This is a genomic window from Mycolicibacterium austroafricanum, assembly GCF_000612725.1.
In the GTDB taxonomy this organism is placed as follows: Bacteria; Actinomycetota; Actinomycetes; order Mycobacteriales; family Mycobacteriaceae; genus Mycobacterium; species Mycobacterium austroafricanum.
In genome coordinates this window covers 132,933-158,004 of the sequence record NZ_HG964450.1, presented here as the reverse complement: position 1 = coordinate 158,004, position 25,072 = coordinate 132,933, and the positions used below count along the sequence as shown (strand labels likewise).

Genomic DNA, 25,072 nt, shown 5'->3' with positions numbered 1-25,072 from the left:
GCAGTTCGCGGTGGCCGCGCTTTTTCGGGGCTCGATTCTGATGTCGGTGCCCTCGATGTTCGCGGACCGAATTGATGGAGTCATCTCGTGGCGCTCACTGCCGAACAGAAGAAGGAAATCCTGGGCCAGTACGGCCTGCACGACACCGATACCGGTTCGCCGGAGGCCCAGGTGGCCCTGCTGACCAAGCGGATCGTCGATCTGACCGAGCACCTGAAGCAGCACAAGCACGATCACCACTCGCGCCGCGGGCTGCTGCTGCTGGTCGGCCGCCGCCGCCGGCTGCTCAAGTACGTCGCCCAGGTCGACGTCGAGCGCTACCGCTCGCTCATCGAACGCCTGGGTCTGCGCCGCTGACCCAGCGCATCTCGTTCGGACACCGCCCCGCCGCCGATCCGGCAGCGGGGCGGTTCTGTTCTGTCGGTGCGTACCGCGGCCCCGGATTAGGGGTTTTGTGTGTGCCGGGATGTACCATGGGTGCGTTCCGATGCCAACGGCACGAACAACTGGGTGCGGTCCTCGCAGATCCGCGTGCACCGTTCCCGCGTGACATGACACAAACCGCCCGATCGCGCGGTCTTCGGTAGTGGCTGCCGGAGAGACACTCCGGCAGCTTCGATCGACGGCCGTCGACGCATCAGGGCGAGACTTCCCGGGGCGACCCGGAGTTGTCCGCATCATTGCGCGTGATCACGCGAAACCGCTGATGTGAATCAGAGAGGCCATACGGACGTCCATGTCTGTAGTTGAAATTGAAGACGGCGTGTTCGAATCCACCGCCACCATCGACAACGGGAGCTTCGGCACCCGCACCATTCGCTTCGAGGCCGGCCGGCTGGCCCAGCAGGCTGCCGGAGCCGTCGTCGCCTACCTCGACGACGAGACCATGCTGCTGAGCGCGACGACCGCCAGCAAGAGCCCCAAAGAGCACTTCGACTTCTTCCCGTTGACCATCGACGTCGAGGAGCGCATGTACGCCGCGGGCCGCATCCCCGGCTCGTTCTTCCGCCGCGAGGGTCGCCCGTCCACCGACGCGATCCTGACCTGCCGCCTGATCGACCGGCCGCTGCGCCCGTCGTTCGTCAGCGGTCTGCGCAACGAGATCCAGGTCGTGGTCACGGTGCTGAGCCTGGATCCCAAGGATCTCTACGACGTGCTCGCCATCAACGCCGCATCGGCGTCGACCCAGATCTCCGGCCTGCCGTTCTCCGGTCCGGTCGGCGGTGTGCGCGTCGCCCTGATCGACGGCCAGTGGGTGGCGTTCCCGACCGTCGAGCAGCTCGAGCGGGCCGTGTTCGACATGGTCGTCGCCGGCCGCAAAGTTGGGGATGACCACAAAGACGTCGCGATCATGATGGTCGAGGCCGAGGCCACCGAGAACGTCATCGAACTCGTCGCCGGTGGTGCGGGTGCACCCACCGAGACGGTCGTGGCCGAGGGCCTTGAGGCCGCCAAGCCGTTCATCGCCGTGCTGTGCGACGCCCAGGCCGCGTTGGCCGGTGCCGCCGGCAAGGAGACGGCCGAGTACCCGCTGTTCCCCGATTATGGCGACGACGTCTACTACTCCGTCGCCTCGGTGGCCACCGAGGCGCTGTCGGAGGCGCTGACCATCGCGGGCAAGAACGAGCGCAACGACCGCACCGACGAGATCAAGGTCGAGGTCCTCAACCGGCTCGCCGAGCAGTACGCCGGACGTGAGAAGGAGATCGGCGCCGCCTACCGCTCGCTGACCAAAAAGCTTGTCCGCCAGCGCATCCTGACCGACCACTTCCGCATCGACGGCCGCGGCGTCACTGACATCCGCGCCCTGTCTGCCGAGGTCGCGGTGGTTCCGCGGGCGCACGGCAGCGCGCTGTTCGAGCGTGGCGAGACCCAGATCATGGGTGTCACCACGTTGGACATGGTCAAGATGGCCCAGCAGATCGACTCGCTGGGCCCGGAGACCTCCAAGCGCTACATGCACCACTACAACTTCCCGCCGTACTCGACCGGTGAGACCGGCCGCGTCGGCTCGCCGAAGCGCCGCGAGATCGGCCACGGTGCGCTCGCCGAGCGTGCCCTGGTGCCGGTGCTGCCCAGCGTCGAGGAGTTCCCGTACGCGATCCGTCAGGTGTCGGAGGCGTTGGGCTCCAACGGTTCGACCTCGATGGGCTCGGTGTGTGCCTCGACGTTGTCGCTGCTGAACGCCGGTGTGCCGCTGAAGGCTCCGGTCGCCGGCATCGCGATGGGTCTCGTCTCTGACGACATTGAAATTGACGGCAAGACCGAGCGTCGCTTCGTCACGCTGACCGACATCCTCGGCGCCGAGGACGCGTTCGGCGACATGGACTTCAAGTGCGCGGGCACCAAGGACTTCGTCACCGCCCTGCAGCTGGACACCAAGCTCGACGGTATTCCCTCCCAGGTGCTGGCAGGTGCCCTCGCGCAGGCCAAGGACGCCCGGATCACCATCCTCGAGGTGATGGCCGAGGCCATCGACACCCCCGACGAGATGAGCCCGTACGCACCGCGCATCACCACGATCAAGGTGCCCGTCGACAAGATCGGCGAGGTCATCGGGCCCAAGGGCAAGATGATCAACTCGATCACCGAGGAGACCGGCGCGTCGATCTCGATCGAGGACGACGGCACCGTGTTCGTCGGCGCCAGCAATGGCGAGGCGGCACAGGCGGCGATCGACAAGATCAACGCCATCGCCAACCCGCAGCTGCCCAAGGTCGGCGAGCGCTTCCTCGGCACGGTGGTGAAGACCACCGACTTTGGAGCTTTCGTTTCCTTGTTGCCGGGCCGTGACGGTCTGGTGCACATCTCCAAGTTGGGCCGCGGCAAGCGGATCAACAAGGTCGAGGACGTGGCGAAGGTCGGCGACAAGCTGCGCGTGGAGATCGCCGACATCGACAACCGCGGCAAGATCTCGCTGGTCCTGGTCGCCGAAGAGAGCGAGACGGCAGCCGACGCACCCGCTGACGCACCGGTCGATGCAGCGACGACAAGCAGCTAGCTCGCAGGCGCTCCGCCGCGGAAAACGCGGCGGAGACGCCCCCGATAAGTCGACGGCGGTGCGCCGCACCCAGTTGCCCGGTGGCCTGCGTGTGGTCACCGAGCACATCCCGTCGGTGCACTCGGCGTCGGTCGGGGTGTGGGTGAACGTGGGGTCGCGCGACGAAGGCCGAAGTGTGGCCGGTGCTGCGCACTTCCTGGAACACCTGCTGTTCAAGGCCACTCCGACGCGTACCGCGGTGCAGATCGCCCAGGCGGTCGACGCCGTCGGTGGTGAGCTCAACGCGTTCACCGCCAGGGAACACACCTGCTACTACGCGCACGTGCTGGACTCGGATCTGGAGCTGGCCGTCGACCTGGTCGCCGACGTCGTCCTGAACGGGCGTTGCGCTCCGGGTGACGTGGAGGTCGAGCGCGATGTCGTGCTCGAAGAGATCGCGATGCGCGACGACGATCCGGAGGACACACTCGGCGATGTGTTCCTGTCGGCGATGTTCGGCGACCACCCCGTCGGCCGGCCGGTGATCGGCAGTGTCGAGTCGATCTCGGCGATGACCCGGTCGCAGCTGCATTCGTTCCATGTGCGCCGGTACACGCCGGACCGGATGGTGGTGGCGGTCGCGGGCAACGTCGAGCACGACATGGTGGTCAAGCTCGTCCGTGAACACTTCGGCCCGCGCCTGGAGCGGGGCCGGGCCCCGGTGCCGCCGCGGAAGGGCGCCGGTCGCGTGGGCGGACAGCCGACACTGCACCTGGTCAGCCGTGACGCCGAGCAGACCCATCTGTCATTGGGCGTGCGAACCCCGGGCCGGCACTGGGACCACCGCTGGGCGTTGTCGGTGCTGAACTCGGCCCTCGGCGGGGGCCTGAGTTCACGGCTCTTCCAGCAGATTCGGGAGACCCGCGGGCTGGCCTACTCGGTGTACTCCACGGTGGACACCTTCGCCGAGAGCGGTGCGCTGTCGATCTACGCAGGGTGCCTACCGGAGCGGTTCGACGAGGTCGTGCGGGTGACCACCGACGTGCTGACCGAGGTGGCCCGTGACGGAATCACCGCCGACGAGTGCAGGATCGCGAAGGGGTCGCTGCGGGGCGGGCTGGTGCTCGGTCTCGAGGATTCGGCGTCGCGGATGAACCGGATCGGGCGCAGCGAGCTGAACTACGGCAAGCACCGCAGCATCGCCGAGACGCTGGCGCGCATCGACGAGGTCACCCTCGAGGACGTCAACGCGGTCGCGCGGCAACTGCTCACCAAACCCTTCGGTGCGGCGGTGCTCGGCCCGGTGCACAGGAAGCGGTCGCTGCCGCGGCCGTTGCAGAGGATCGGGAGCTGACCGGTAGCCTCGTAGGTGATGGATTTTTCCCGACGAAACGTACTGCTCGGCGGGCTGTCGCTGGTCACGCTGACCGCGTGTTCCCCGCAGACCGTGCTCGCCGACCCCGCACAACCGCTACCGCCGGTAGAACAGCGCCTCGATGCGCTCGGTCGCCGGCACAATGCCCAGATCGGTTTGTACGCAATCGATCTGAACACGCAAAAGAGCCTCGCCTATCGCGATACTGAGTCCTTCGCGATGTGTTCGACCTTCAAGGCGTACGCGGCCGCGGCGGTGCTGCAGCGCACCCAGACGGGCGAGCTGACGCTCAACGACGCGGTCCCGATCGAGCCCGGGGACATCCGCCCCCATTCGCCGGTGACCGAGCCGCGGGTGGGGACGTCGATGTCGTTGGCCGAGTTGTGTCAGGCCGCGCTGCAGCAGAGCGACAACGCAGCGGCCAACGGTCTGCTGCGCGTGCTCGGCGGGCCGCAGGCGATCACCGCGTTCGCGCGCAGCATCGGCGACCACCGCACGCGGTTGGACCGCTGGGAGGTCGAGTTGAATTCCGCGCTGCCGGGGGATCCGAGGGACACCAGCACGCCGCGTGCGCTGGGTGACGGTTACCGCAACATCCTGACCGGCGACGTGCTGAATCCGCCGACCCGCCAACAGCTCCTGGACTGGATGCTGGCCAATCAGACCTCGAGCATGCGCGCGGGACTGCCCGCCGGCTACACCAGTGCGGACAAAACGGGTAGCGGGGATTACGGCACCACCAACGATGTCGGCGTGGCGTACGGTCCTGCCGGGCAGCAGGTGCTGCTGTCGCTGATGACCAGGTCCGCGGTCGATGACCCCGACGCCCCGAGTCTGCGCCCGCTCATCGGTGAGCTGGCAGCGTTGGTGCTGTCCGAACTAGGTTAGTCGCAGCGAGTTGTCGCGTTGCAGCACAAAGAAATACGGTGTCCTGATACCGCGCAGATCCATCGCGCCCAGCACGGTTCGGTCGTCGATCGAGCGGAACACGTCGTTGACCGGTAGCTGGTCGTAGATCATCGTGGCGGTGTCCACGCCGCGGTAGCGGGTGGTGCGCAGCCTGGCCTTGGGCCCCCGCGCCCTGAGGGCGGGTTTGAGCGCGGTGATGACGCCCGCGAAGCCGCGGCTCCCGAGTACGGGCAGCCTGGTGGCCGCTCCGAGGCCGGCGAACGCAAGTGCTGGGTTCAGCGGCCACAGACCGGCGCCGTCGGCGGTGGGGAAGAGCAAGGGGTGGACTGTTTCGCAGTCCTTGAAGTGTTTGCCCCACCAGCCGCTGGCCGCCAGTAGCCCGTCCAGTGGATGGCCGGTCGGCAGTTCCACGCCGTGCCAGGTGCCGAGCATGAAGTCGGTCTCGATGGCAGGACAGGAGTCGAAGAGCTCCAGCGCCCCGGCGGTGGTGGTCGGAACGGCGGTGAGCACGTCGGTGAGCGCAACCATGCCGCCGATCGTACTTGACACCCGTCAAATCAGGCACACTGTGACCATGCGAGCCGACCAGGACTGCCCCTGTGGCAGCGGTGAACCGTACGGACGCTGCTGCCTGCCGCTCCACCAAGGGGAGCGGCAGGCGCAGACCGCCGAACAGCTCATGAGGTCGCGCTACAGCGCGTACGTCGCGGGTGAGGCCGACTACATCTGGCGGACGTGGCATCCGCGCACGCGACCAGACGACATCGCCGACGATGCCACGGTGACGTGGACGCGGTTGGAGGTGATCGACTCCGTCGCAGGCCGACCCGGCGACCAGACCGGCGAAGTGGAGTTCCTCGCCCACCACGGAACCGGGGCCCTGCACGAGCGGTCCCGGTTCGCGGTGCGCGCCGGCCGGTGGTTCTACGTCGACGGTGATCTGTTCGACTGATGCCCTCAGGCCAGTACGTCGGCCGGATCGGTGTAGGGCAGATCGAGATCGGCGGCCACCTCATCGGACAGCAGCGCGCCCTCATGGGTCGAGAGCCCGTTCGCCAGCGCGGCATCGGCGCGGCAGGCATCCCGCCAGCCCTTGTCGGCGATCCTGAGCACGTAGGGCATCGTGGCGTTGGTCAGCGCCCACGTCGACGTACGCGGCACCGCGCCGGGCATGTTGGCCACGCAGTAGAACACCGTGTCGTGCACCGTGAACGTCGGATCGTCGTGGGTGGTGGGGCGGGAATCCTCGAAGCAGCCGCCCTGGTCGATGGCGATGTCGACAAGGACCGCCCCCGGCTTCATCGCCGCCACCGTTGAATTGGTGACGAGCTTGGGGGCCTTGTGGCCGGGCACCAGGACCGCGCCGATCACCAGGTCGGCCTGCTTGACCGCATCCTCCAGGTCGAGCCTCGACGAGTACCGGGTCTCGATGGCGCCGCCGTACTCGGCGTCGATCTTGCGCAGTGTGTTGACGTTGAGGTCGAACACGGTGACGTGCGCGCCCATGCCCCAGGCCACGGCGGCGGCATTGTCGCCGGCCATGCCACCGCCGATGACCACGACCTTGGCCGGCGCGACACCGGGGACGCCGCCCATCAGCACGCCGCGGCCGCCCTGAGTGCGCATCAGGTGATAGGCGCCCACCTGTGCGGAGAGTCGCCCCGCCACCTCGCTCATCGGCGCGAGCAGCGGCAGCGCACCGTCGGCCGTCTGGACGGTTTCGTAGGCGATCGACGTGGTGCGTGAGGCCATGAGTGCGTCGGTGCACGGCCTGGACGCCGCCAGATGCAGGTAGGTGAACAGGGTCTGGCCTTCGCGCATCCGCGAGTACTCGGCTTCGATCGGTTCTTTGACCTTGAGCAGCAGTTCGGCCTCGGCCCACACCTCGTCGGCGCCGTTGACCAGCTGTGCGCCTGCGCGCTTGAAGTCGGCGTCCGAGATCGCCGATCCGTCACCCGCCCCGGACTGGACGAGGACGTCGTGCCCGCGTCGCACCAACTCCGCAACCCCTGCCGGGGTGATCGCGACCCGGTATTCGTTGTTCTTGATCTCCGTCGGGATGCCGACGCGCATGATCGCTCCTCGCTGTGATGACTGGCTAGACAAAGTGTGAAGAAACAGCGGATTGTTGGCAATGTTCTTGTCGAAGATTCGTTAGAGTCGCGCTATGGCCACAGAATCATCGGGTTATCGACGGGAAGGGCCCGTGTCGTCGAAGGATGTTCGGGTCACCGTCGACGACATCGACCGGCGGATCCTGACCGCGCTGCACTCGGACGCGCGCATCTCCAACAGCGCGCTGGCCGAACTCGTCGGCATCGCGCCGTCGACCTGCCACGGCCGGGTGCGGCGCCTGCAGGAGTTGGGGGTGATCCGCGGGTTCTATGCCGACATCGATCCGGCGGCGATCGGGCTGACCCTTCAGGCGATGATCTCGGTCAGCCTGCAGTTCACTGCGCGAGGCAAGATCCGCAACTTCATTCAGCAGATCCGGAGCAAGCCGCAGGTGATGGACGTGTATTTCCTGGCCGGTGCCGACGACTTCATCCTGCATGTGGCCGCCCGTGACACCGACGACCTGCGGGCGTTCGTCGTGGAGAATCTCAACGCCGACGCCGATGTCGCGGGCACGCAGACGTCGCTGATCTTCGAGCACCTGCGCGGCGCCTCGCCGCTGTGAGTATCAGTCCTTCGCGAAGGTCCGCAGCCACCGGTACCACTCGGACATGCCCTCGCCCGTCTTCGCGCTCACCGGCAGCACCGTGGCCGTGGGGTTTACCTGCCGGATCCGCTCCGTGTAGGTCGTGACGTCTGCGTCCAGGTAGGGCGCCAGGTCGATCTTGTTCAGCAGCACCACATCGACGGCGCGGAACATCACCGGGTACTTCAGCGGCTTGTCCTCGCCCTCGGTCAGCGAGTACACCATCACCTTCGCGTGCTCGCCCACGTCGAATTCGGCGGGACACACCAGGTTTCCGACATTCTCGATGACGACCAGGTCGAGACCGGCCAGGTTGAGGCCGGCCAGTGCCCGGTGCACCATCGGGGCATCGAGGTGGCACTCGCCGCCGAAACCGTTGTCGGTGTTCAGAAGTGAGATCTGCGCGCCCCGACCTTCAAGCCTTGCGGCATCCAGGTCGGTGGCGATGTCACCCTCGATGACGCCGATAGCGATCTCGCCGACCAGCTCGTCGAGCGTGGCCGCGAGCAGGCTGGTCTTGCCGGATCCGGGCGAGCTCATCAGATTCAGCGCACGGATCCCGTGCTCTTCGAAGGCATTTCGGTTCGCCGCGGCACGCAGGTCGTTCTCGGAGAAGATGGCCTCCAGCACGTCGACACGCTCGGCGGCGGTGTGGTAGCCGCTGTGGTCACCGTGGTCGTGGGAAGGGCTGCCGTCATGGTCGTGGGTGTGCGCCGTCCCGTCGTCATGGCGGTGAAACCTACCCATGCCCGACCTCGGAGGCCACGTCGATCGAAGTCACCAGGAACTCGTCGCCGCGCACCACGACGACATCGCCGCTGCCGCATGAGGGACAGCAGACCGACCACCGGGAGGCGATCTCGGACTGCCGTCCGCAGCCGCGGCAATCCACCGCCGCGGGTACCCGTTCGAGCTCCAGTTCGGCGTCGCCGAGGTGCTCGTGCTCACGCACGATCGTCCAGCAGAACAGGAGCGAGTCGGGCACCACCTGGCGCAGCGCCCCGACCCGCACCCGCACCACGTCGACCCGGCGGCCGGCGGCATGCGTCTTCACCACGCCGGCGATGGCGTGGCATAACGACAACTCGTGCACAGTTCGAAGGATAAGCCCGCACAGGCATCGGAAAAGCGCAGAAATCTCGTGCGAGATTGCGATTGTTGTGGCCTGCTGCCGGGGCTAACCTGGCGACACCGGTCTGTGCTCTCAGCCCAGTGACGCAGGACGGCTGTAGTTCAGAGGAGACCGCGCCCATGAGCGCTCGTTCGGAGAACCACGGCGGCGCCCGTGCCGAGTGACAGCGTGCGGGTGCGGTTGACCATCACCGGAGTGGTCCAGGGTGTGGGCTTCCGACCCGCCGTCGCGCGGATCGCCGCGCAGAACCGGCTGGCCGGTTTTGTTCTCAACGATGCGCGCGCCGTCCGGTGCGAACTGGAGGGTCCCGGACCCCGCGTCGACGCGGCGGTCCGAACCCTACGTGACGGCCCGCCGCCGCTGGCGTGTGTCGACTCGTTCGTCACCGAGATGCGTCCGGCGCTCGGGGAGACGGTTTTCCGCATCCTCGACAGCACGCCGTCCGGTGACGACGGTGACCGCACACTGGTGTCACCCGACATCGCCACCTGCGCAGACTGCCTGCGCGAGTTGTTCGATCCCGCCGACCGGCGCCACCGCCATCCGTTCATCACCTGCACCAACTGCGGACCGCGGTACACGGTGATCACCGATCTGCCCTACGACCGCCCCACCACCACGATGGCGGGGTTCGCAATGTGCCCGTCATGCGCCGCCGAGTACGGTGACCCGGCCGACCGTCGCTATCACGCGCAGACCATCGCCTGTCCCGAATGTGGGCCGACATTGTCGTGGCATGGTCCTGGCCCCCACGGCGGTGCGGTCGAGTCGGCCGCCGCGGCGCTGCGCGCGGGGCTGATCGTCGCGGTCAAGGGCGTGGGCGGTTACCACCTCGCCTGCCGTGCCGATGACGACGATGCCGTTGCGCGGCTGCGACGACGAAAGAACCGGCCCGCCAAGCCCTTCGCGGTGATGGCCGCCGACATCGAGGCGGCGCGCCGGATCTGCCATGTCGACGATGCCGCCGCCCGGTCGCTGACGTCGGCGGCCGCCCCGATCGTGCTGCTGCCGGCACGGGCCGGAGCGGTCAGCGTCCACGTCGCGCCGAACCTGACCGACCTGGGCGTCATGCTGGCCTACTCGCCCGTGCACCACCTGCTGTTCGCCGAGCCCGACATGCCGGCACTGGTGATGACCTCGGCCAACCAGGGCGGTTCGCCGATCGTGTTCCGCGACGGTGACCTGGATTGGATCGACGGCCTCGCCGATGCGGTGTTGACCCACGACCGGCCCATTCACGTGCCCTGCGAAGACTCCGTGGTGAGCATCGACGATGACGGAAACGAGGTCCCGCTGAGGCGGTCCCGCGGCTACGCGCCACTGCCGGTCAGCGTCGGCGCCGGCGTCGGCGACGGTGACGACCCGGCGGTGATCCTGGCCACCGGTGGTGACATCAAGACCACGTTCGCGTTGACAGGCAGGTACGGCCGCGCACACCTGTCGTCACACCTGGGCGACATGGCCGACCCGCGCACCCAGGCCTGCTTCGCGGCCGCGGTGGATCACCTGGGCTTTCTCACCGGCAGTGCGCCCACCGTGCTCGCGCACGACCTGCACCCGCAGTACGCGACCACGCGGTGGGCCCAGCGGCGGGGCGAGCGGCTCCTGGCCGTGCAGCACCACCACGCGCACGCCGTCTCGCTGCTCGCCGAACACCGCAGGCTCGGCGAGCCGATCATCGCGGTCACCTACGACGGCACCGGTTTCGGCACCGACGGCACGATCTGGGGTGGTGAGCTGCTCGCGGTCCGCGATCCGGCTCGCTTCACCCGGGTCGGCCACCTGGCACCGTTCGCGCTGCCGGGCGGAGAAGGAGCGGTGCGCCAACCCGCGCGCATCGCGCTGGACCTGCTCGACCGGGCCGGGATCGAGGCGTCCGACGATCTCCCGCCGGTCGCCGCCCTCGGGGCAGCCGGCCTGCACATCCTCACCCAGCAGCTGCGGCGCGGCGTGGGATGCGTGCCCACCACAAGCATGGGCCGGCTCTTCGATGCGGTGTCCAGCCTTCTCGGGGTGTGCCAGCAGGTCGGCTACGAAGGCCAGGCCGCGATCGAGCTGGAGCACCGGGCCCGTGCCGGGCGCCCCTGGCGGGCCGTCGACTTCGAGGTGACCGCCGGTGTCCTCGACCCGGCACCGGTGATCACCGCGTTGGTCGACGGGGTGCGCCGCGGGGTGCCCAGCGCCGATCTGGCCATGGCGTTTCACGACGCCGTCGTGCGTGCGACGGTGCGGGCCGCGGGCGACGCCGCGGTTGCTGCGGGGGTCTCGACCATCGGGCTGACCGGCGGGGTGTTCGCCAACCGCAGGCTGCTGGCCGGAATCGCCCACGGCCTCCGTGTGCGCGGGCTGGAGGTGCTCACCCACCGGGTGGTGCCGTGCAATGACGGCGGATTGGCGTTGGGGCAGGCGGCTGTCGCGGCGGCAACGCTCTCGCAGAGGATGTTTCGGGAAAGGAGCGGTCCATGTGCCTCGGAATCCCCGGCAAGGTGATCGAGATCTGGGAGGAGGCCGGGACACGGATGTCCACGGTCGAGTTCGGCGGCACCACCAAGACGGTGTGCCTGGCGTATCTCCCCGACATGGAGGTCGGCGAGTACACGATCGTGCACGCCGGTTTCGCGATCGCCCGACTGGACGAGGCGTCGGCCCACGAGACGCTGCGCATGTTCGCCGACCTCGGCGTCCTCGACGAGGAACTGGCCGGCGAGCAGCCTGTGGGCAGGAGGGACCCGGCATGAGATATCTCGACGAGTTCCGCGACCCGGCGGCGGCAGCGGTGTTGGTCGACGCGATCCGCCGTCGGGCCACCAAGCCCTGGACCGTCATGGAAGTCTGTGGTGGACAGACACATTCGATCATCCGCAACGGAATCGACCAGTTGCTGGCCGGAGCGGTCGAGTTCATCCACGGCCCGGGCTGCCCGGTGTGCGTCACGCCGCTGGAGATGATCGACCGGGCGTTGGCCATCGCGGCACGCCCCGACGTCATCTTCTGCTCGTTCGGCGACATGCTGCGGGTTCCCGGCAGCAGCCAGGACCTGTTCGGTGTGCGCGCCCGAGGCGGGGACGTCCGCATCGTCTACTCCCCACTGGATGCCACCCGGATCGCCGCGGACAACCCGGACAAGCAGGTGGTGTTCTTCGGTGTCGGATTCGAGACCACCGCACCGGCCAACGCGATGGCGGTGCTGCACGCTCAGCGACTCGGGCTGACCAACTTCTCGATGCTGGTCTCGCATGTGCTGGTGCCCCCGGCGATGACCGCGATCCTGTCGTCTCCCACCAACCGGGTGCAGGGCTTCCTCGCCGCCGGCCATGTCTGTTCGGTCATGGGCACTTCCGAATACGAACCGCTTGTCACCGAATTCGGGGTGCCGATCGTCGTCACCGGTTTCGAACCGCTGGACCTGCTCGAGGGCGTGCGGCAGGTGGTGGAGCTGCTGGAAGAGGGCACACCCGCGCTGCGCAACGCCTACCCCCGCGCGGTCAGCGCCGAGGGCAACCTCGTGGCCCAGAAGACCCTCGCCGAGGTGTTCGCGGTCACCGACCGGCAGTGGCGCGGTATCGGCATGATTCCACGGTCCGGATGGACCCTGTCGCCGCGCTACGCCGAGTTCGACGCCGAGCGCCGGTTCGGTGTCGGCCATCTCCAGGTGGCGGAATCCCCGGACTGTCGCAGTGGGGAGGTACTGCAGGGGTTGCTCAAACCCAACGAGTGTCCGGCATTCGGTCGCACCTGTACGCCGCGCACACCGCTGGGCGCGACCATGGTGTCCAGCGAGGGCGCGTGTGCCGCGTACTACCAGTTCCGCCGGCTGGAGACGGCCGCGCATGCCTGACACGCCCGTGTCCGTCGACCCCGCCGACTGGGTGTGCCCGCTCCCGCTGCGCGAGACGAGACGCGTGGTGCTGGGGCACGGGGGTGGCGGCGTGCTGTCCGAGGAGCTGATCGAAAACCTCTTCCTGCCGGCGTTCGGATCTCAGCCCGGGCCGAGCCGGGATTCGGCGGTGCTCGACACCGGCTCCGGCCGCATCGCGCTGACCACCGACTCCTATGTCGTGCAGCCGCTGTTCTTCCCGGGCGGCAACATCGGCGACCTCGCGGTCAACGGCACGATCAACGATCTCGCCTGCAGCGGAGCGCAACCGATCGGGATCACCGCCGGGTTCATCCTCGAGGAGGGCCTGGAGATCGACGTGCTCGGCACCGTCGCGGCGACGATGGGCAGGGCGGCCGCCGAAGCCGGGGTTCCCATCGTCACCGGTGACACCAAGGTCGTCGGGAAGGGCGGCGCCGACCAGCTTTTCATCAATACCGCCGGGGTGGGAGTCGTCCCGCCGGGCGTGGTGATCGGCCCGGAACGGGCCCGCCCCGGCGACGTGGTGATCGTCTCGGGTGACATCGGCGAGCACGGGGTCGCCATCATGAGCGTGCGCGAGGGGATCGACTTCGGCACCGTGGTGACCACCGACAGTGCGCCGCTGCACCGGCTGGTGGGCGCGATGCTGGCTGCAGGCGCGCCCGATGCGGTGCACACGCTGCGCGATCCCACCCGCGGCGGCCTGGTGGCGTCGGTCGTCGAGATCGCCCGGGCCGCATCGGTCGGCGTGGACCTCGACGAGGCGGCCATTCCGGTCCCCGAGACCGTCGCGTCGGCCTGCTCGTTCCTGGGGCTGGATCCGCTGCAGGTCGCCAACGAGGGCAAGATGGTGGCGTTCGTGGCCCCCGAGCACGCCGAGGCGGTACTCGCCGCGATGCGCGGGTGCCCCGAGGGCGTCGGTGCCGCGGTGATCGGACGCGTCGTCGCCGACCATCCCGGCATGGCGGTGGCGCGCACCCCGTTCGGCACCACCCGGGTGGTGGAACGTGAACTGGGGGAGCAACTTCCACGGATCTGCTGAGGTTCAGCGGCGCAGCGTCTCCGACGGCGCCTCGCCCCAGCGTTTCCGGTACTCCACCGCGAAGCTGCCGAGATGGTGGAAACCCCAGCGCTCGGCCACCGCGGTCACCGTCACACCGTCGGACGGGATGGCGTCGGCGAGTTCTTCGTGCACCCGCTCCAGGCGCCGCTCACGGACGAACGCCATCGGCGACATGCCGAGTTCGGAGCGGAAGCCCTGCTGAATCGACCGCACGCTCATGTGCACGGCGGCCGCCAGCGAATCCATCGTGATGCGTTCCGCCAGATGGTCGTCGATGAAATCCATCGCCTGCTGGATGACCGTGCGGCGGGGATCCGGGGGTGAGGGCTGGGTGATGTCGGCATGGTAGTTCGACGGCTGGAGGTGCAGCAGGCTGCTCATCACCAGTTCCTCGACCGGCCCGATCGCGCGACCCTTCTGAATCAGCGAACCGGCATGGTAGACCTCGGTGTGCACGAGCTGAACCGCCGCGTTCCAGCGCATCGCGGCCTCGGTGGCCAGGTCGAACTCGGGCTCGAACACCAACGGCCGCGCCAGATTACGGCCGATCAGCCGCGTCACATGGGCGGTCATCGCCTGTTGCTCGATGCGGATCAGCAGTTGCGGGGTGTCGACACCGAGGTCGATGCGCAGCGGCACACCCGGGCTGGAGACCAGTGAGCGCATCGTGCTGGCCTGGAACGTCGAGGACGGGTGGTGAACCATGGCCACCCCGTTCATCGGCATGTGCACCGCGTAGTAGCGGCCGGACTCCGGGATGTCGATCGAGGCGGGCACGTGCAAGTCCAGGTAGAGCATGCTGACGTTGCGCAGCCGGATGCCGTGCATGGTGGCCGCGAACCCGTCGGCGTCGGCGGGATCCACCGTCAGCGTCAGCGGCGACAAGGCGCGGCCGATCAGCCGCGTCGCCTTGCTGATGTCCTCGGTGTAGAAGATCTCGTGCTCGGTGAGCGCCGGCGGCACCCCGCGCGAACGCACCTTCCGGCGGACGGGATCACTCGTGCGCCGGATGTCGATGAAGCCCAGACGCGTCAGCCGCGACACCGGGACCGCTATTTCCGTGCAAGGTAGGGAAGGCTAACTTGGCCGGGGGATAACGGAATTCGCGTCGGCACGGCAAAGTCTCCTAAACATCGGGCTCGCTTCAGCGTAGTCATGTCTGCGCAATCCTGATAGCGGTTGCGCGAAAGCGATAGGCAGGGCCGCGACGGCTGAGTACGTTGAGGTTCATCCCTCCCGCGCGGGGGAGTCGGCAGGGAGGTCGAGTGTGAACACCAACGGTGGGTCGTCAACTCCCGTCCTGGATCCGGCCGCCCCCGGACCGTCCGCCGCGCTCCGGGACCGCCTCGACGACCCCCGGGTCGCCGAAGCGCTGGACACGTTGCTCGAGCATGCAGATCTGTTGGCAGTCCTGGTCACCGGACTCGACGGTTTCGTCCGTCGCGGCGACGACATCACCGCGAACCTGACCTCGGCGATCGGTGAGCTCAAGGGCCAAACCGGTGACCTGGGCGAGTTGTCGGCCAGCCTGGCAGTTCTGACGAGTGGGCTGGTGAACGCGGCGCCGGCGATCAGCACGCTGCTGAATTCCTCACTGACCAAGCCGCAGGGCGCCGACGTGGTCGCCGCCCTCGGCGACGCGCTGGTGTCGGCGCGGCAGTCGATGCCGGCGCCGCCCCGCGGGGTCCGTGGGGTGTGGAAGACGCTGCGCGGCGCCGCCAGGGACCCCGACGTCACACGTGGTCTCGTCTACCTGCTCGAAGTGGCCCGGGCCTTCGGGCGACGAGTCTGACCGCGCCCAACGCGGTCCCGCACAACTGAATTCGGGAACTGATTGCTCCGGAGGCCTGCGCTTCCGGTGACCGAGAGGAGTGCTCATGGCATCGGTGCTGTGGTTCCAGGGTGGGGCATGTAGTGGCAACACCATGTCGTTCCTCAACGCCGAGGAGCCCAACGTCGTCGACCTGATCGTCGACTTCGGCCTCGACCTCCTCTGGCACCCGTCACTGGGGCTCGAACTCGGGGAGAATGCCCAGAAGGTCTTCTGGGACTGCGCCAACGGGCAGCGGCCGCTCGACATCTTCGTGTTCGAGGGCACGGTCATGCAGGCCTACGGCGGCCGCACCGACATGTTCGCCGACCGTCCGATGAAGGACTGGGTCACCGACCTGGCCGGAGCCGCGCAGATCGTCGTCGCGATCGGTGACTGCGCCTGCTGGGGCGGTATCCCCGCGATGGAACCCAACCCGTCGGGGTCCACCGGACTGCAGTTCCACAAGCGGGAGAAGGGCGGCTTCCTCGGCCCCGACTTCCGGTCGAAGATGGGCCTCCCGGTGATCAATGTGCCTGGCTGCCCCGCTCACCCGGACTGGATCACCCAGATTCTGGTGGCGCTGGCCACCGGCCGCGCCGGCGACATCACGCTCGACGACCTGCACCGCCCGGAGACGTTCTTCAAGACGTTCACCCAGACCGGCTGCACCCGGGTGCAGTTCTTCGAGTACAAGCAGTCCACCCTGTCGTTCGGTGAGGGAACCCGAACCGGTTGCCTGTTCTATGAATTCGGCTGCCGCGGTCCGATGACGCACTCGCCGTGCAACCGGATTCTGTGGAACCGGCAGTCGTCGAAGACCCGGGCCGGGATGCCCTGCATCGGCTGCACCGAACCGGAGTTCCCGCACTTCGACCTGGCGCCGGGGACGCTGTTCAAGACGCAGAAGGTCAGCGGCATGATCCCGAAGGAAGTTCCCGAGGGAACCGATCACCTCACGTACATGGGCCTGGCGGCGGCCGCGCGGATCGCGGCGCCGCAGTGGTCCAAAGAAGACATGTTCGTGGTCTAGCGCGTCCGAGGAAGGACTTTTCATATGGCGTCAAAGCTGGATCTCTTCGTCAGCCCGCTCGGCCGCGTCGAGGGTGACCTCGACGTCCGCGTCACGATCGAGGACGGGGTCGTCACCTCGGCGTGGACCGAGGCGGCGATGTTCCGCGGATTCGAGATCATCCTGCAGGGCAAGGACCCTCAGTCGGGACTGGTGGTGTGCCCGCGCATCTGCGGCATCTGCGGCGGAAGCCATCTCTACAAGTCCGCGTATGCCCTGGACACCGCGTGGCGCACCCACATGCCGCACAACGCGACGCTGGTGCGCAACATCTGTCAGGCGTGTGAGACGTTGCAGTCGATCCCGCGCTACTTCTATGCACTGTTCGCCATCGATCTGACCAACAAGAACTATGCGAAGTCGGCGTTGTATGACGAGGCTGTCCGCCGATTCGCGCCGTATGTCGGCACCAGCTACCAACCCGGTGTCGTGTTGAGCGCCAAACCTGTTGAGGTGTATGCGATCTACGGCGGGCAATGGCCCCACTCGAGCTTCATGGTTCCGGGCGGGGTGATGTGCGCCCCCACGCTCAGTGACGTCACCCGTTCCATCGCGATCCTCGAGCACTGGAACGATGCCTGGCTGGAAGGCCAGTGGCTGGGCTGTTCGGTGGATCGCTGGCTGGAAAACAAGACCTGGAACGACGTACTGGCCTGGGTGGACGAGAACGAAGCGCAGTACAACAGCGACTGCGGATTCTTCATCAGGTACTGCCTGGACGTCGGGCTCGACAAGTACGGCCAGGGGGTGGGCAATTACCTTGCCACCGGAACATATTTCGAGCCGTCCCTGTACGAGAACCCCACGATCGACGGCCGCAACGCAGCATTGATCGGCCGCTCAGGGGTGTACGCCGACGGTCGTTACTTCGAGTTCGACCAGGCCAACGTCCTCGAGGACGTCACGCACTCCTTCTACCAGGGCGACCGGCCACTGCACCCGTTCGACGGCGAGACCATCCCGATCGACCCCGAGCAGGGACGCAAGCAGGGCAAGTACAGCTGGGCCAAGTCGCCGCGCTACGCCGTGGGGGATCTGGGCAACATCCCGTTGGAGGCAGGACCTTTGGCGCGCCGCATGGCGGCGGCCGGACCCGGCGCCGCCGCGCATCAGGACAACGACCCGCTGTTCGGCGACATCTACAACACCATCGGCCCGTCGGTGATGGTGCGCCAGCTGGCCCGCATGCACGAGGCGCCCAAGTACTACAAGTGGACGCGGCAGTGGCTCGACGCGTTGGAGCTGAAGGAGAGCTTCTACACCAAGCCCACCGAGTACGCCGAAGGCAAGGGTTTCGGTTCCACCGAAGCCGCGCGCGGTGCACTGTCGGACTGGATCGTGATCGAGGACAGCAAGATCAAGAACTACCAGGTGGTCACTCCCACCGCGTGGAACATCGGACCCCGGGACGGCTCGGAGGTGCTCGGCCCGATCGAGCGGGCGCTGGTCGGATCCCCGATCGTCGACGCCGAGGATCCGGTCGAACTCGGCCACGTCGCCCGCAGTTTCGATTCCTGCCTGGTGTGCACGGTGCATGCCTACGACGGCAAGACCGGCCGTGAACTGAGCAAGTTCGTGATCAACGGGATGGTGTGAACTGGCGTCACCTGGGACAGATCCCGAAGCTTGCAGCCCGGCGGCATCCCTCCAGCCGCCGGGTTGCGACCTGCTGGTGATCGGCTGCGGAAATCTGCTGCGCGGCGACGACGGGGTCGGTCCGGTCCTGGTCCGCCACCTGTGGGAGCGCGGCGTGCCCGACGGCGCGAAGCTCGTCGACGGTGGTACCGCCGGCATGGATGTCGCATTCCAGATGAACGGTGCTCGACGGGTGGTCATCATCGACGCGGCGGCCACGGGTTCGGCGCCCGGCACGACGTTTCGGGTGCCCGGCGCGGAACTCGCCGAGTTGCCGCCGCTGCAGGGTCTGCACACCCATTCGTTCCGCTGGGATCACGCAATCGCGTTCGCGCGCTGGGCGCTGGGCGACGCCTGTCCCACCGACATCACCGTGTTCCTGATCGAGGTCGACAGCGTCGAGATGGGGGCCGACCTCTCGGAACCGGTGGCCACCGCAATGGAAGAGGTCCTGTCCATCGTCGAGCGCGACTACCTGGCACCGCTGCGTCCCGCCGGCCGGCGTGAGGTCACGGTCGAGTTCACCGCAGACGGATACCTGCGGCTGGACGCCGAGCTCGCGGCCGCGAGGTTTCCGTCCGACGCCGTGGCCGCGGTGGTACGTGACGGCGCCTTATGGCTCGTCCCGCTGCGTGGCCCCCGAAGCGGCGGACTGCTGCTCAAGCAACGCACGCCCGCCGGGGACCGGTCGGTTCTGGTTCGCGAGGTGCTCATGGACCTCGCCATGACGGGCGTTCGGGGCGCATCCTGGGACGATGACCAGTCGGCGTTGCGCATTCCACTCGGCGACGAACCGGGGCTGGACCGGTGATGCTCGTGAGTGAAGACAATGCGCGTGCCGTTGAGGCAGTGGTGGTGCCCGAACGCGGACAGTGGGCCGTCGATGTCGTCGTCGTGTTCGACGACGGGGTGGTGCGCAGACGGATCAGCACGCACCGCACCCGTCGCCGCGCGGATCTGGCGGCCGATCTGATCAAGCGTGCCGCAGAACGGGATCTGCGATGAGTCCCCTGGGAGGGCCGTGACCGACACCGCCGTTGAACCGACCGGGCGGGGCGCCGCGGACCTGGTGGCGCGACCGCAACCGCTCGGTGTGTTCGGCCTGCCCCTCGGCTATCTGCTGATCCCCGCCGGCGACGACACCGACCCGGTGCGTGCTGCGCTGCTGGCCGGCCGCCTGCCCGAGGTGTGGCCCGACCGGCTGGCCGGGCACCGGCATGCGCTGGCCGGCGACCGCGACGCTGCGCTGGCGGCACTGGCCGGTGACGATGCCGTGGCGCGCTACAACCGGTTCGTTCTCGATCCCGACTCGGCCGATCCCGACGCGGTTCGCGCGGATCTCGGCGAGTTCGGGGTGCTCGTCGACGTGGTGTTGTTCGCGCTCGGACGCAGTGACGAGGTCCCCGGCGCTGACGGACTCGACGGCGAGCTTGCTGCCGCGGTGCTCGCCACCGCCGCGTCGGCAGCGATCGCCGCGGACGCACCGGCGAAGGCCGTGCAGCTGCTCGACGCGGCCGCGGAGGCGGCGGCGCCGGTGAGCAGACCGCTGGCCGGCGTCCTGCTCGGCGCGGCCGCGGGTATCTGCCGCGACGGTGACGACCCGTCCGCCCTGGCGCGCGTGGACCGGGCACTCGCGCTGCTCGACGGTGCCGACGGGCTGAAGGTCGCTCGCGCCGAACTGCACCTCACCGCCGCGGGCATGCTGCACGAGCAGGCCGCGCTCCGACCTGAGCTGATGCCGTCAGCGATACCGCACTACCACTCGGCACTGCAGTTGATCCGCTGCGAGGACGCTCCGCTGCTGTGGGCCTCGGGTCACGCCGATCTGGCCACCGCCTACCTGACGATGCCGATGGTGGAGGCGTCGAGCCAGCTGCGGCTGGGCATCGCCGCGCAGTCGTTGCGCCAGGCACTCACGGTGTTCACCCGCGACGAGCACCCGCAACGGTGGGCGAGCGTGCAGCTGAATTTGGCGAACTCGTTGGTGTACAGCCCAACTCGTCACCGCCAGGAGAACCTTGTCGAGGCGGTTGAGATCTACGAGGCCGTGCTGGATGCCCGCGACCGGGACGTCGACCCGCACGGGCGCGCGCGGGTGCTGGCCAACCAGGGCAACGTGCTTGCCCATCTCGGTCTGTTCGACCAGGCCAAGGCCAGGCTGTACGAGGCGCGCTTCCTTTTCGAGGAGCACGGGGACACCGAATCGGTCCGCGCGGTGCGTGGCGTGCTCGACGAGATCTCCCGCGAGGGCGCCCGATGACTGCCGTGGGCGCAGGCACAGCCGATCTCGAGGTTCTTGCCAGGCGTGTCGATGCTGCGGTCGCGGCACTGGCCGAACTCGACCCGACCGCGCGGGCAGCAGCCGAAGAACTCAAGGCGGCCGTGGAGGAAGTCCATCGCGCCGGGCTGACGACGATCGTGGCCCGGATGCGGGCTGACGACGCTGCGCGGCCGCTGCTGTTCGATCTGGTCGACGACCCTGTGGTCCGGATGCTGCTGACGCTGCACGGCATCATCCGGCCCGATCCGGTGACGCTGGCCGAGCGGGCGCTGGCCGCCGTTCGCCCGCAACTGCACAGCCATGGTGGGGACGTGACGCTGGTGCGGGTCGACGACCGCGTGGCGTTCGTCCGGCTCGAAGGGGCCTGCAACGGTTGTTCGATGGCCTCGGTGACTCTTCGCGAACTCGTCGAAGCCGCTCTGTTGCAGGGTGTTCCGAATCTGGAGGCGGTCGAGGTGGTGTCCGGCGAGGCCACACCGACGCTGATACCGGTCGAGGCGCTGCGGATACCGCCCAGAGCGGAGCCGGACGGATGGGTGAACCTCGGCAGCGTGGACTCGATCGCCGTCGACGAGATCCGGGTCCTCGGCGGCGACGTCCTCGTGGTCAACATCGGACAGAAACTGTCGGCCTTCTACAACGAGTGCGCCCACGAGGCGCTGCCGCTCGGCGATGCGGTCTTCGACGCCACGGCGGGCACGCTGACGTGTCCGTGGCACGGGTTCTGCTATGACGCGGAGTCGGGGGAGTGCCTGTCCGCGCCGGGGGTGCAACTGGAGCAGCTACCGTTGCGGATCGACGATGGGGATGTCTGGGTTCGGACCGGCCGATGAGCCGCTACACGGTGCGGCACACCATTGCCGGGCGGCCTGCCGGCCACTCACCGGAAACGCCGCCGGCCGAGGACAACAGCGGCGGCTGGCGACCGCTGCGCTGGCTGGGAGCACCAGCGCCGGGCGGGCTGGCGTTGCCCCAGGCGACCCCGAGCATGGCCTGGATGTATTCGCCGCGTGGGGTTTTCGTCGATGACAAGCACGTCGTCGTCGCAGACTCCGGCAACCACCGCGTCCTGATCTGGCACGGCCTGCCGCATGCGGACGAACAAGCCGCGGATGTGGTCCTCGGTCAACCGCACGGGTACGCGGAGGGCCGCGCCGCGGGGGGCCGCGGGCCGGAGCGCGGGATGAACCTGCCGACCGGCGTCGCGATCGTCGACGGCCGGCTGATCGTCGCCGACGCCTGGCACCATCGACTCCTGATCTGGAACCAGGTGCCCGAGTCCGACGATGTGGCACCCGACGTGGTGCTCGGGCAGCGCGACGCCGGATCCGTGGAACCCAATGCGGGCCAGGCCTGCTCGGCGGGAACCTTCTACTGGCCCTTCGGATTCGCAATACTCGGTGACCGGTTCTGGGTGGCGGACACCGGCAACCGGAGGGTGTTGGGGTGGAGCGGCGGCATCCCCGAACCGGGGCAGGCCGCCGACATCGTGCTCGGCCAGCCGACGGCGAGTGCCAGGGAGGAGAACCGGGGCCAGGCGGTCGGACCGGCGAGCTTCCGGTGGCCGCACGCGATCGCCGGGACGTCGGAGCTGCTGCTGGTCGCCGATGCCGGAGACCATCGCGTGCTCGGCTGGTCACCGCACCCGGCGGCGGATGCTCACGCGAATCTCGTTCTGGGGCAGCCTGATTTCGTCACCGCGCAGGAGTGGCCCTACGGCCCGCACACCGGTGACAGGTTCCGGTTCCCGTACGCGATAGACCTCGACGGTGGCTGCGTCGTCGTCGCGGACACGGCGAACAATCGAATCCTGGTGTGGGACGGTGTGCAGGCGGAGGCGCTCGGGGGTCGGCCGGCCGATCATGTGCTGGCCCAACCCGACTTCGGGTCCAACGGCGAGAACCGCTGGTCGCTGGTGGGGCGCGACACCCTCTGCTGGCCGTACGGCGTGAGCCTGCACGGCGACCTGCTGGCCGTTGCGGACTCGGGCAACAACCGCGTCATGATCTGGAGACGATCTTGAGGCCGCGGATCGTGCAGGACGACGGCCAGATCGGTTTCTACTGGACGACATCCGACGGTGCGCCCACCACACTGCACGTGCTCGTCGGCGAGGACGACGAACCCGACCGGTTGGTGGCGACGCATCTGTCCGCTCTCGACGATTCGCTGATCGATGCTTCCCGGCGGTTCGGGGAGCTGCTCGGCGGCGGGCGGAGGCCGACGGTTCAGGACCGCCAGGATCTGGGCGAGCTCTATCGCAGTGTGGACCGGGCGTGCCTGGACTATGCGCGAGCAGTGGAGCGTCTCGGACTCGCGCCGGACGCCAGGGCCGGCCAGATCATCGGCACCGCAGTGCTGATGTCGATTCTGGCCCGACATCCGTTGGACATGCTAGGGCCGGCACCGCTTGAGGGTGAACTCGACGAACCGAAGCCAGGTGTCGTCGGCGGATACGGCGAGATGGCGCAGGTGGACCATGCCCGGCCGTGGAAAGGCGGCCGCTGGGTGGTGCGCACCGAGGCGGGCGCCCGGTTGCCGCTGACGTTGTCGATGCTGCTGTACGACAGCTCGGGCACCAACAAGGACGCCGCGCGCAGTGAGCACTGCGAGGCCATGCAGAAGGTGGTTTCATCTGCGGCGGAGACCGATGCGGACCCTTACGACGTCGCGTGCGCGCTGGACTGGTTGTTGTACGACTGGCTGATGGCCCACCGCGACGGTCCCGACAGCGCGGAGATCGTCTTCCCGAAGGGCCGCGACGGTGATGCCACGGTGCTGGTGGCCGCTGCGGCGGCGTCAGTCGCTGCGCGGGCCACCTTCGATCCGGCCCTGGTGCGCTGAACCTCAGGCAGGGGTCAGCGTGACGTTGTGCAGCGCGACGGCCACGTCGCTGGGCAGAATGTCGACGAACGTCGGCACGTCCCTAAGTGCTGCACCCGTTCCGAGGATGTTCCCCGGAGATGTTGGCGCGCAAGGGAAGTCGCTGCACCGGAACCAGCGGCCTGGCGGGCTCTGGTAGGGCTGCATGCTGGGGGACTGGTCTACGCGGTAGTGCCCGGGCGGGATGTACGCGGTCGCCCAGCCGTCGCGCGGTTGGGTGGTGACACCGAAGACGCCGTTGCTGCCGTACGGTGCCGCGGCCGCGGGCGCCGCGGACAGCACGCCGCCCAGCAGTGCGCATGCAGCAGCCAAGGTGAGCGCCGGCGCCCGCCGGAAGGCACGAGTCATCCCATGAGACTAGCCGGGGTGTGGAACGTGGCAGCGTGAACCGGCACGGCCCGGTCATTTCACCACTGACTGTTTATTACTGCCGATTCGGCGAAAAGAGGCCGCACCGAGTCGGTTTCGCGTCGCCGTTTTTGTCGGACCCTGCTGGTTGGATGGGGTTATGTCTTCGAGGGTTCCGGTTGGTACTGGCACTGGTGGTGTGGTGCGTCAGTCGGATCGGCTGGATGCGTTTTTCGAGGAGTTGGCGGAGTTGGCGGGTCAGCGCAATGCCATTGATGGGCGTATTGCGCAGATCGCTGCCGAGATTGACCGCGCCGAGCTGTGGGGGATCACCGGGGTGAAGTCGTTGGAGGGCCTGCTCGCGTGGAAGTTGGGGACCTCGTTTCGTAACGCTGAGACGATCGTGGCGGTGGCGCGCCGGTTGGACGAGTTCCCGCGGTGTAGTCGGGATTTGCGGGAGGGTCGGCTGTCGTTGGATCAGGTCGGGGTGATCGCCGAGCGGGCGGGGGCGGGTTCTGATGATCATTACGCCGATTTGGCCGCCCATTCGACGGTGGCTCAGTTGCGCACCGCGGTCAAGCAGGAACCCCGCCCCGAACCCGACCCAGAATCCGAGTCTGGTGCCGACTGCGACCCTGAATCCGAATCTGAGGCCAAGCCCCGGCGCGATCCGGTGCCGCGGGCGTCGATCACCAAGACCAGTGATGAGCAGTACACCTATTGGCGGATCGCGTTGCCCCATGATGAGGCGGCGACGTTCGACACGGCCCTGAACTGTCATCTTGAAGGGTTGGTCGCGCAGTGGAAACGCGACCACAACATCACCGACCACACCGACGACCACAACCACGACATCAACAGCGACCCCGGCCGCGGGGACGGCCACGACACCGTCGACCGCGGCTACGGCCCCGACGACGACGGTGGCGGTGGTGAGGGTGTGGGGCGGGCGCCGTTGCCGGACACGGTGGCGGCGTTCTGGGCGCTGGTGAAGGCCGGCTGGGATGTTGAGGTGGCGCGGCGC

Annotated in this window: 26 protein-coding genes; 20 read left to right on the top strand and 6 right to left on the bottom strand. The window is 68.1% G+C overall.

What is annotated here, in order from left to right; translation table 11 throughout:
* The first annotated feature begins 87 nt into the window (after positions 1–87).
* From rpsO to bla, 4 genes are all read left to right on the top strand, one after another.
* Positions 88–357 carry a 30S ribosomal protein S15 gene (gene rpsO / locus BN976_RS00855; protein WP_011779575.1) on the top strand — a complete coding sequence of 90 codons (270 nt, stop codon included), beginning with the start codon at positions 88–90 and terminating at the stop codon, positions 355–357.
* Positions 358–736: 379 nt separating this feature from the next.
* Positions 737–3,001, top strand: a complete 2,265-nt coding sequence (locus tag BN976_RS00850) for a polyribonucleotide nucleotidyltransferase (protein ID WP_011779576.1) — start codon at positions 737–739, stop codon at positions 2,999–3,001.
* Entirely contained in the window at positions 2,979–4,334 is a 1,356-nt protein-coding gene (locus tag BN976_RS00845) for a M16 family metallopeptidase (protein WP_011779577.1), read from the top strand. Before BN976_RS00850 ends, BN976_RS00845 begins: the two co-directional genes overlap by 23 nt.
* Positions 4,335–4,349: 15 nt before the next feature.
* Positions 4,350–5,243, top strand: coding sequence for a class A beta-lactamase (bla, locus tag BN976_RS00840; protein WP_036367144.1), 894 nt, complete (start codon positions 4,350–4,352; stop codon positions 5,241–5,243).
* On the opposite strand, the gene BN976_RS00835 is transcribed toward bla, so the two are convergent.
* Positions 5,235–5,792, bottom strand: coding sequence for a DUF4334 domain-containing protein (locus tag BN976_RS00835; protein WP_036367142.1), 558 nt, complete (start codon positions 5,790–5,792; stop codon positions 5,235–5,237). The genes bla and BN976_RS00835 overlap by 9 nt on opposite strands.
* Before the next feature lie 46 nt (positions 5,793–5,838).
* Between BN976_RS00835 and BN976_RS00830 the strand changes: the two genes are divergently transcribed.
* A complete protein-coding gene (locus tag BN976_RS00830) occupies positions 5,839–6,216 on the top strand; it encodes a YchJ family protein (protein WP_036368901.1) in 378 nt (125 codons plus the stop codon).
* Between the two features lie 5 nt (positions 6,217–6,221).
* On the opposite strand, the gene ald is transcribed toward BN976_RS00830, so the two are convergent.
* Entirely contained in the window at positions 6,222–7,337 is a 1,116-nt protein-coding gene (gene ald, locus BN976_RS00825) for an alanine dehydrogenase (protein WP_036367139.1), read from the bottom strand.
* A gap of 94 nt (positions 7,338–7,431) precedes the next feature.
* Here ald and aldR point away from each other — a divergent pair, with 94 nt between their 5' ends.
* Positions 7,432–7,944 (top strand): HTH-type transcriptional regulator AldR, encoded by a 513-nt coding sequence (gene aldR, locus BN976_RS00820; protein WP_036367136.1) that lies wholly within the window; start codon positions 7,432–7,434, stop codon positions 7,942–7,944.
* A 3-nt stretch (positions 7,945–7,947) separates the two neighbouring features.
* On the opposite strand, the gene hypB is transcribed toward aldR, so the two are convergent.
* Positions 7,948–8,712 (bottom strand): hydrogenase nickel incorporation protein HypB, encoded by a 765-nt coding sequence (gene hypB, locus BN976_RS00815; protein WP_036367133.1) that lies wholly within the window; start codon positions 8,710–8,712, stop codon positions 7,948–7,950.
* Positions 8,705–9,058, bottom strand: coding sequence for a hydrogenase maturation nickel metallochaperone HypA (locus tag BN976_RS00810; RefSeq protein WP_036367131.1), 354 nt, complete (start codon positions 9,056–9,058; stop codon positions 8,705–8,707). The genes hypB and BN976_RS00810 overlap by 8 nt, the downstream gene beginning before the upstream one ends.
* Before the next feature lie 192 nt (positions 9,059–9,250).
* On the opposite strand from BN976_RS00810, the gene hypF reads away from it, so the two are divergent.
* The 4 genes from hypF to hypE are packed head-to-tail and all read left to right on the top strand — an operon-like array spanning position 9,251 to position 13,998.
* Positions 9,251–11,587: a carbamoyltransferase HypF gene (gene hypF / locus BN976_RS00805; protein WP_235621942.1), complete on the top strand. Its 2,337-nt coding sequence runs from the start codon at positions 9,251–9,253 to the stop codon at positions 11,585–11,587.
* A complete protein-coding gene (locus BN976_RS00800) occupies positions 11,560–11,835 on the top strand; it encodes a HypC/HybG/HupF family hydrogenase formation chaperone (RefSeq protein ID WP_036367126.1) in 276 nt (91 codons plus the stop codon). Before hypF ends, BN976_RS00800 begins: the two co-directional genes overlap by 28 nt.
* Positions 11,832–12,935, top strand: coding sequence for a hydrogenase formation protein HypD (gene hypD, locus BN976_RS00795; RefSeq protein ID WP_036367123.1), 1,104 nt, complete (start codon positions 11,832–11,834; stop codon positions 12,933–12,935). The genes BN976_RS00800 and hypD overlap by 4 nt, the downstream gene beginning before the upstream one ends.
* Positions 12,928–13,998 carry a hydrogenase expression/formation protein HypE gene (gene hypE / locus BN976_RS00790; RefSeq protein ID WP_011779588.1) on the top strand — a complete coding sequence of 357 codons (1,071 nt, stop codon included), beginning with the start codon at positions 12,928–12,930 and terminating at the stop codon, positions 13,996–13,998. The genes hypD and hypE overlap by 8 nt, the downstream gene beginning before the upstream one ends.
* Before the next feature lie 3 nt (positions 13,999–14,001).
* Here hypE and BN976_RS00785 read toward each other — a convergent pair whose 3' ends face one another.
* Complete coding sequence (locus BN976_RS00785; RefSeq protein WP_036367120.1) at positions 14,002–15,063, bottom strand: AraC family transcriptional regulator; 1,062 nt, start codon at positions 15,061–15,063, stop codon at positions 14,002–14,004.
* Positions 15,064–15,286: 223 nt separating this feature from the next.
* On the opposite strand from BN976_RS00785, the gene BN976_RS00780 reads away from it, so the two are divergent.
* The 9 genes from BN976_RS00780 to BN976_RS00740 all read left to right on the top strand — a co-directional run bounded on the left by BN976_RS00780 (position 15,287) and on the right by BN976_RS00740 (position 23,661).
* Positions 15,287–15,811, top strand: a complete 525-nt coding sequence (locus BN976_RS00780) for a DUF1641 domain-containing protein (protein WP_011779590.1) — start codon at positions 15,287–15,289, stop codon at positions 15,809–15,811.
* An 85-nt stretch (positions 15,812–15,896) separates the two neighbouring features.
* A complete protein-coding gene (locus BN976_RS00775) occupies positions 15,897–16,862 on the top strand; it encodes an NADH-quinone oxidoreductase subunit B family protein (RefSeq protein WP_011779591.1) in 966 nt (321 codons plus the stop codon).
* A gap of 24 nt (positions 16,863–16,886) precedes the next feature.
* On the top strand, positions 16,887–18,497 hold the full coding sequence (locus tag BN976_RS00770) for a nickel-dependent hydrogenase large subunit (RefSeq protein WP_036367117.1): 1,611 nt from the start codon (positions 16,887–16,889) through the stop codon (positions 18,495–18,497).
* Between the two features lie 76 nt (positions 18,498–18,573).
* Positions 18,574–19,347 carry a hydrogenase maturation protease gene (locus BN976_RS00765; protein WP_036367114.1) on the top strand — a complete coding sequence of 258 codons (774 nt, stop codon included), beginning with the start codon at positions 18,574–18,576 and terminating at the stop codon, positions 19,345–19,347.
* Complete coding sequence (locus BN976_RS00760; RefSeq protein ID WP_036367112.1) at positions 19,347–19,541, top strand: hypothetical protein; 195 nt, start codon at positions 19,347–19,349, stop codon at positions 19,539–19,541. Before BN976_RS00765 ends, BN976_RS00760 begins: the two co-directional genes overlap by 1 nt.
* 16 nt (positions 19,542–19,557) lie before the next feature.
* Positions 19,558–20,796: a tetratricopeptide repeat protein gene (locus BN976_RS00755; protein WP_049778079.1), complete on the top strand. Its 1,239-nt coding sequence runs from the start codon at positions 19,558–19,560 to the stop codon at positions 20,794–20,796.
* Complete coding sequence (locus BN976_RS00750; protein WP_011779595.1) at positions 20,793–21,650, top strand: NifU family protein; 858 nt, start codon at positions 20,793–20,795, stop codon at positions 21,648–21,650. The genes BN976_RS00755 and BN976_RS00750 overlap by 4 nt, the downstream gene beginning before the upstream one ends.
* Positions 21,647–22,840: an NHL repeat-containing protein gene (locus tag BN976_RS00745; protein ID WP_036367108.1), complete on the top strand. Its 1,194-nt coding sequence runs from the start codon at positions 21,647–21,649 to the stop codon at positions 22,838–22,840. Before BN976_RS00750 ends, BN976_RS00745 begins: the two co-directional genes overlap by 4 nt.
* The gene (locus BN976_RS00740) at positions 22,837–23,661 is read left to right on the top strand and encodes a hypothetical protein (RefSeq protein WP_011779597.1); all 825 of its coding nucleotides are present in this window, start codon (positions 22,837–22,839) and stop codon (positions 23,659–23,661) included. Before BN976_RS00745 ends, BN976_RS00740 begins: the two co-directional genes overlap by 4 nt.
* A gap of 3 nt (positions 23,662–23,664) precedes the next feature.
* Here the strand turns inward: BN976_RS00740 and BN976_RS00735 are convergent, their stop codons facing one another.
* The gene (locus BN976_RS00735) at positions 23,665–24,048 is read right to left on the bottom strand and encodes a hypothetical protein (RefSeq protein ID WP_011779598.1); all 384 of its coding nucleotides are present in this window, start codon (positions 24,046–24,048) and stop codon (positions 23,665–23,667) included.
* Between the two features lie 160 nt (positions 24,049–24,208).
* On the opposite strand from BN976_RS00735, the gene BN976_RS00730 reads away from it, so the two are divergent.
* On the top strand, positions 24,209–25,072 hold an 864-nt coding region (locus BN976_RS00730), incomplete at its 3' end, for a DUF222 domain-containing protein (protein WP_036368893.1).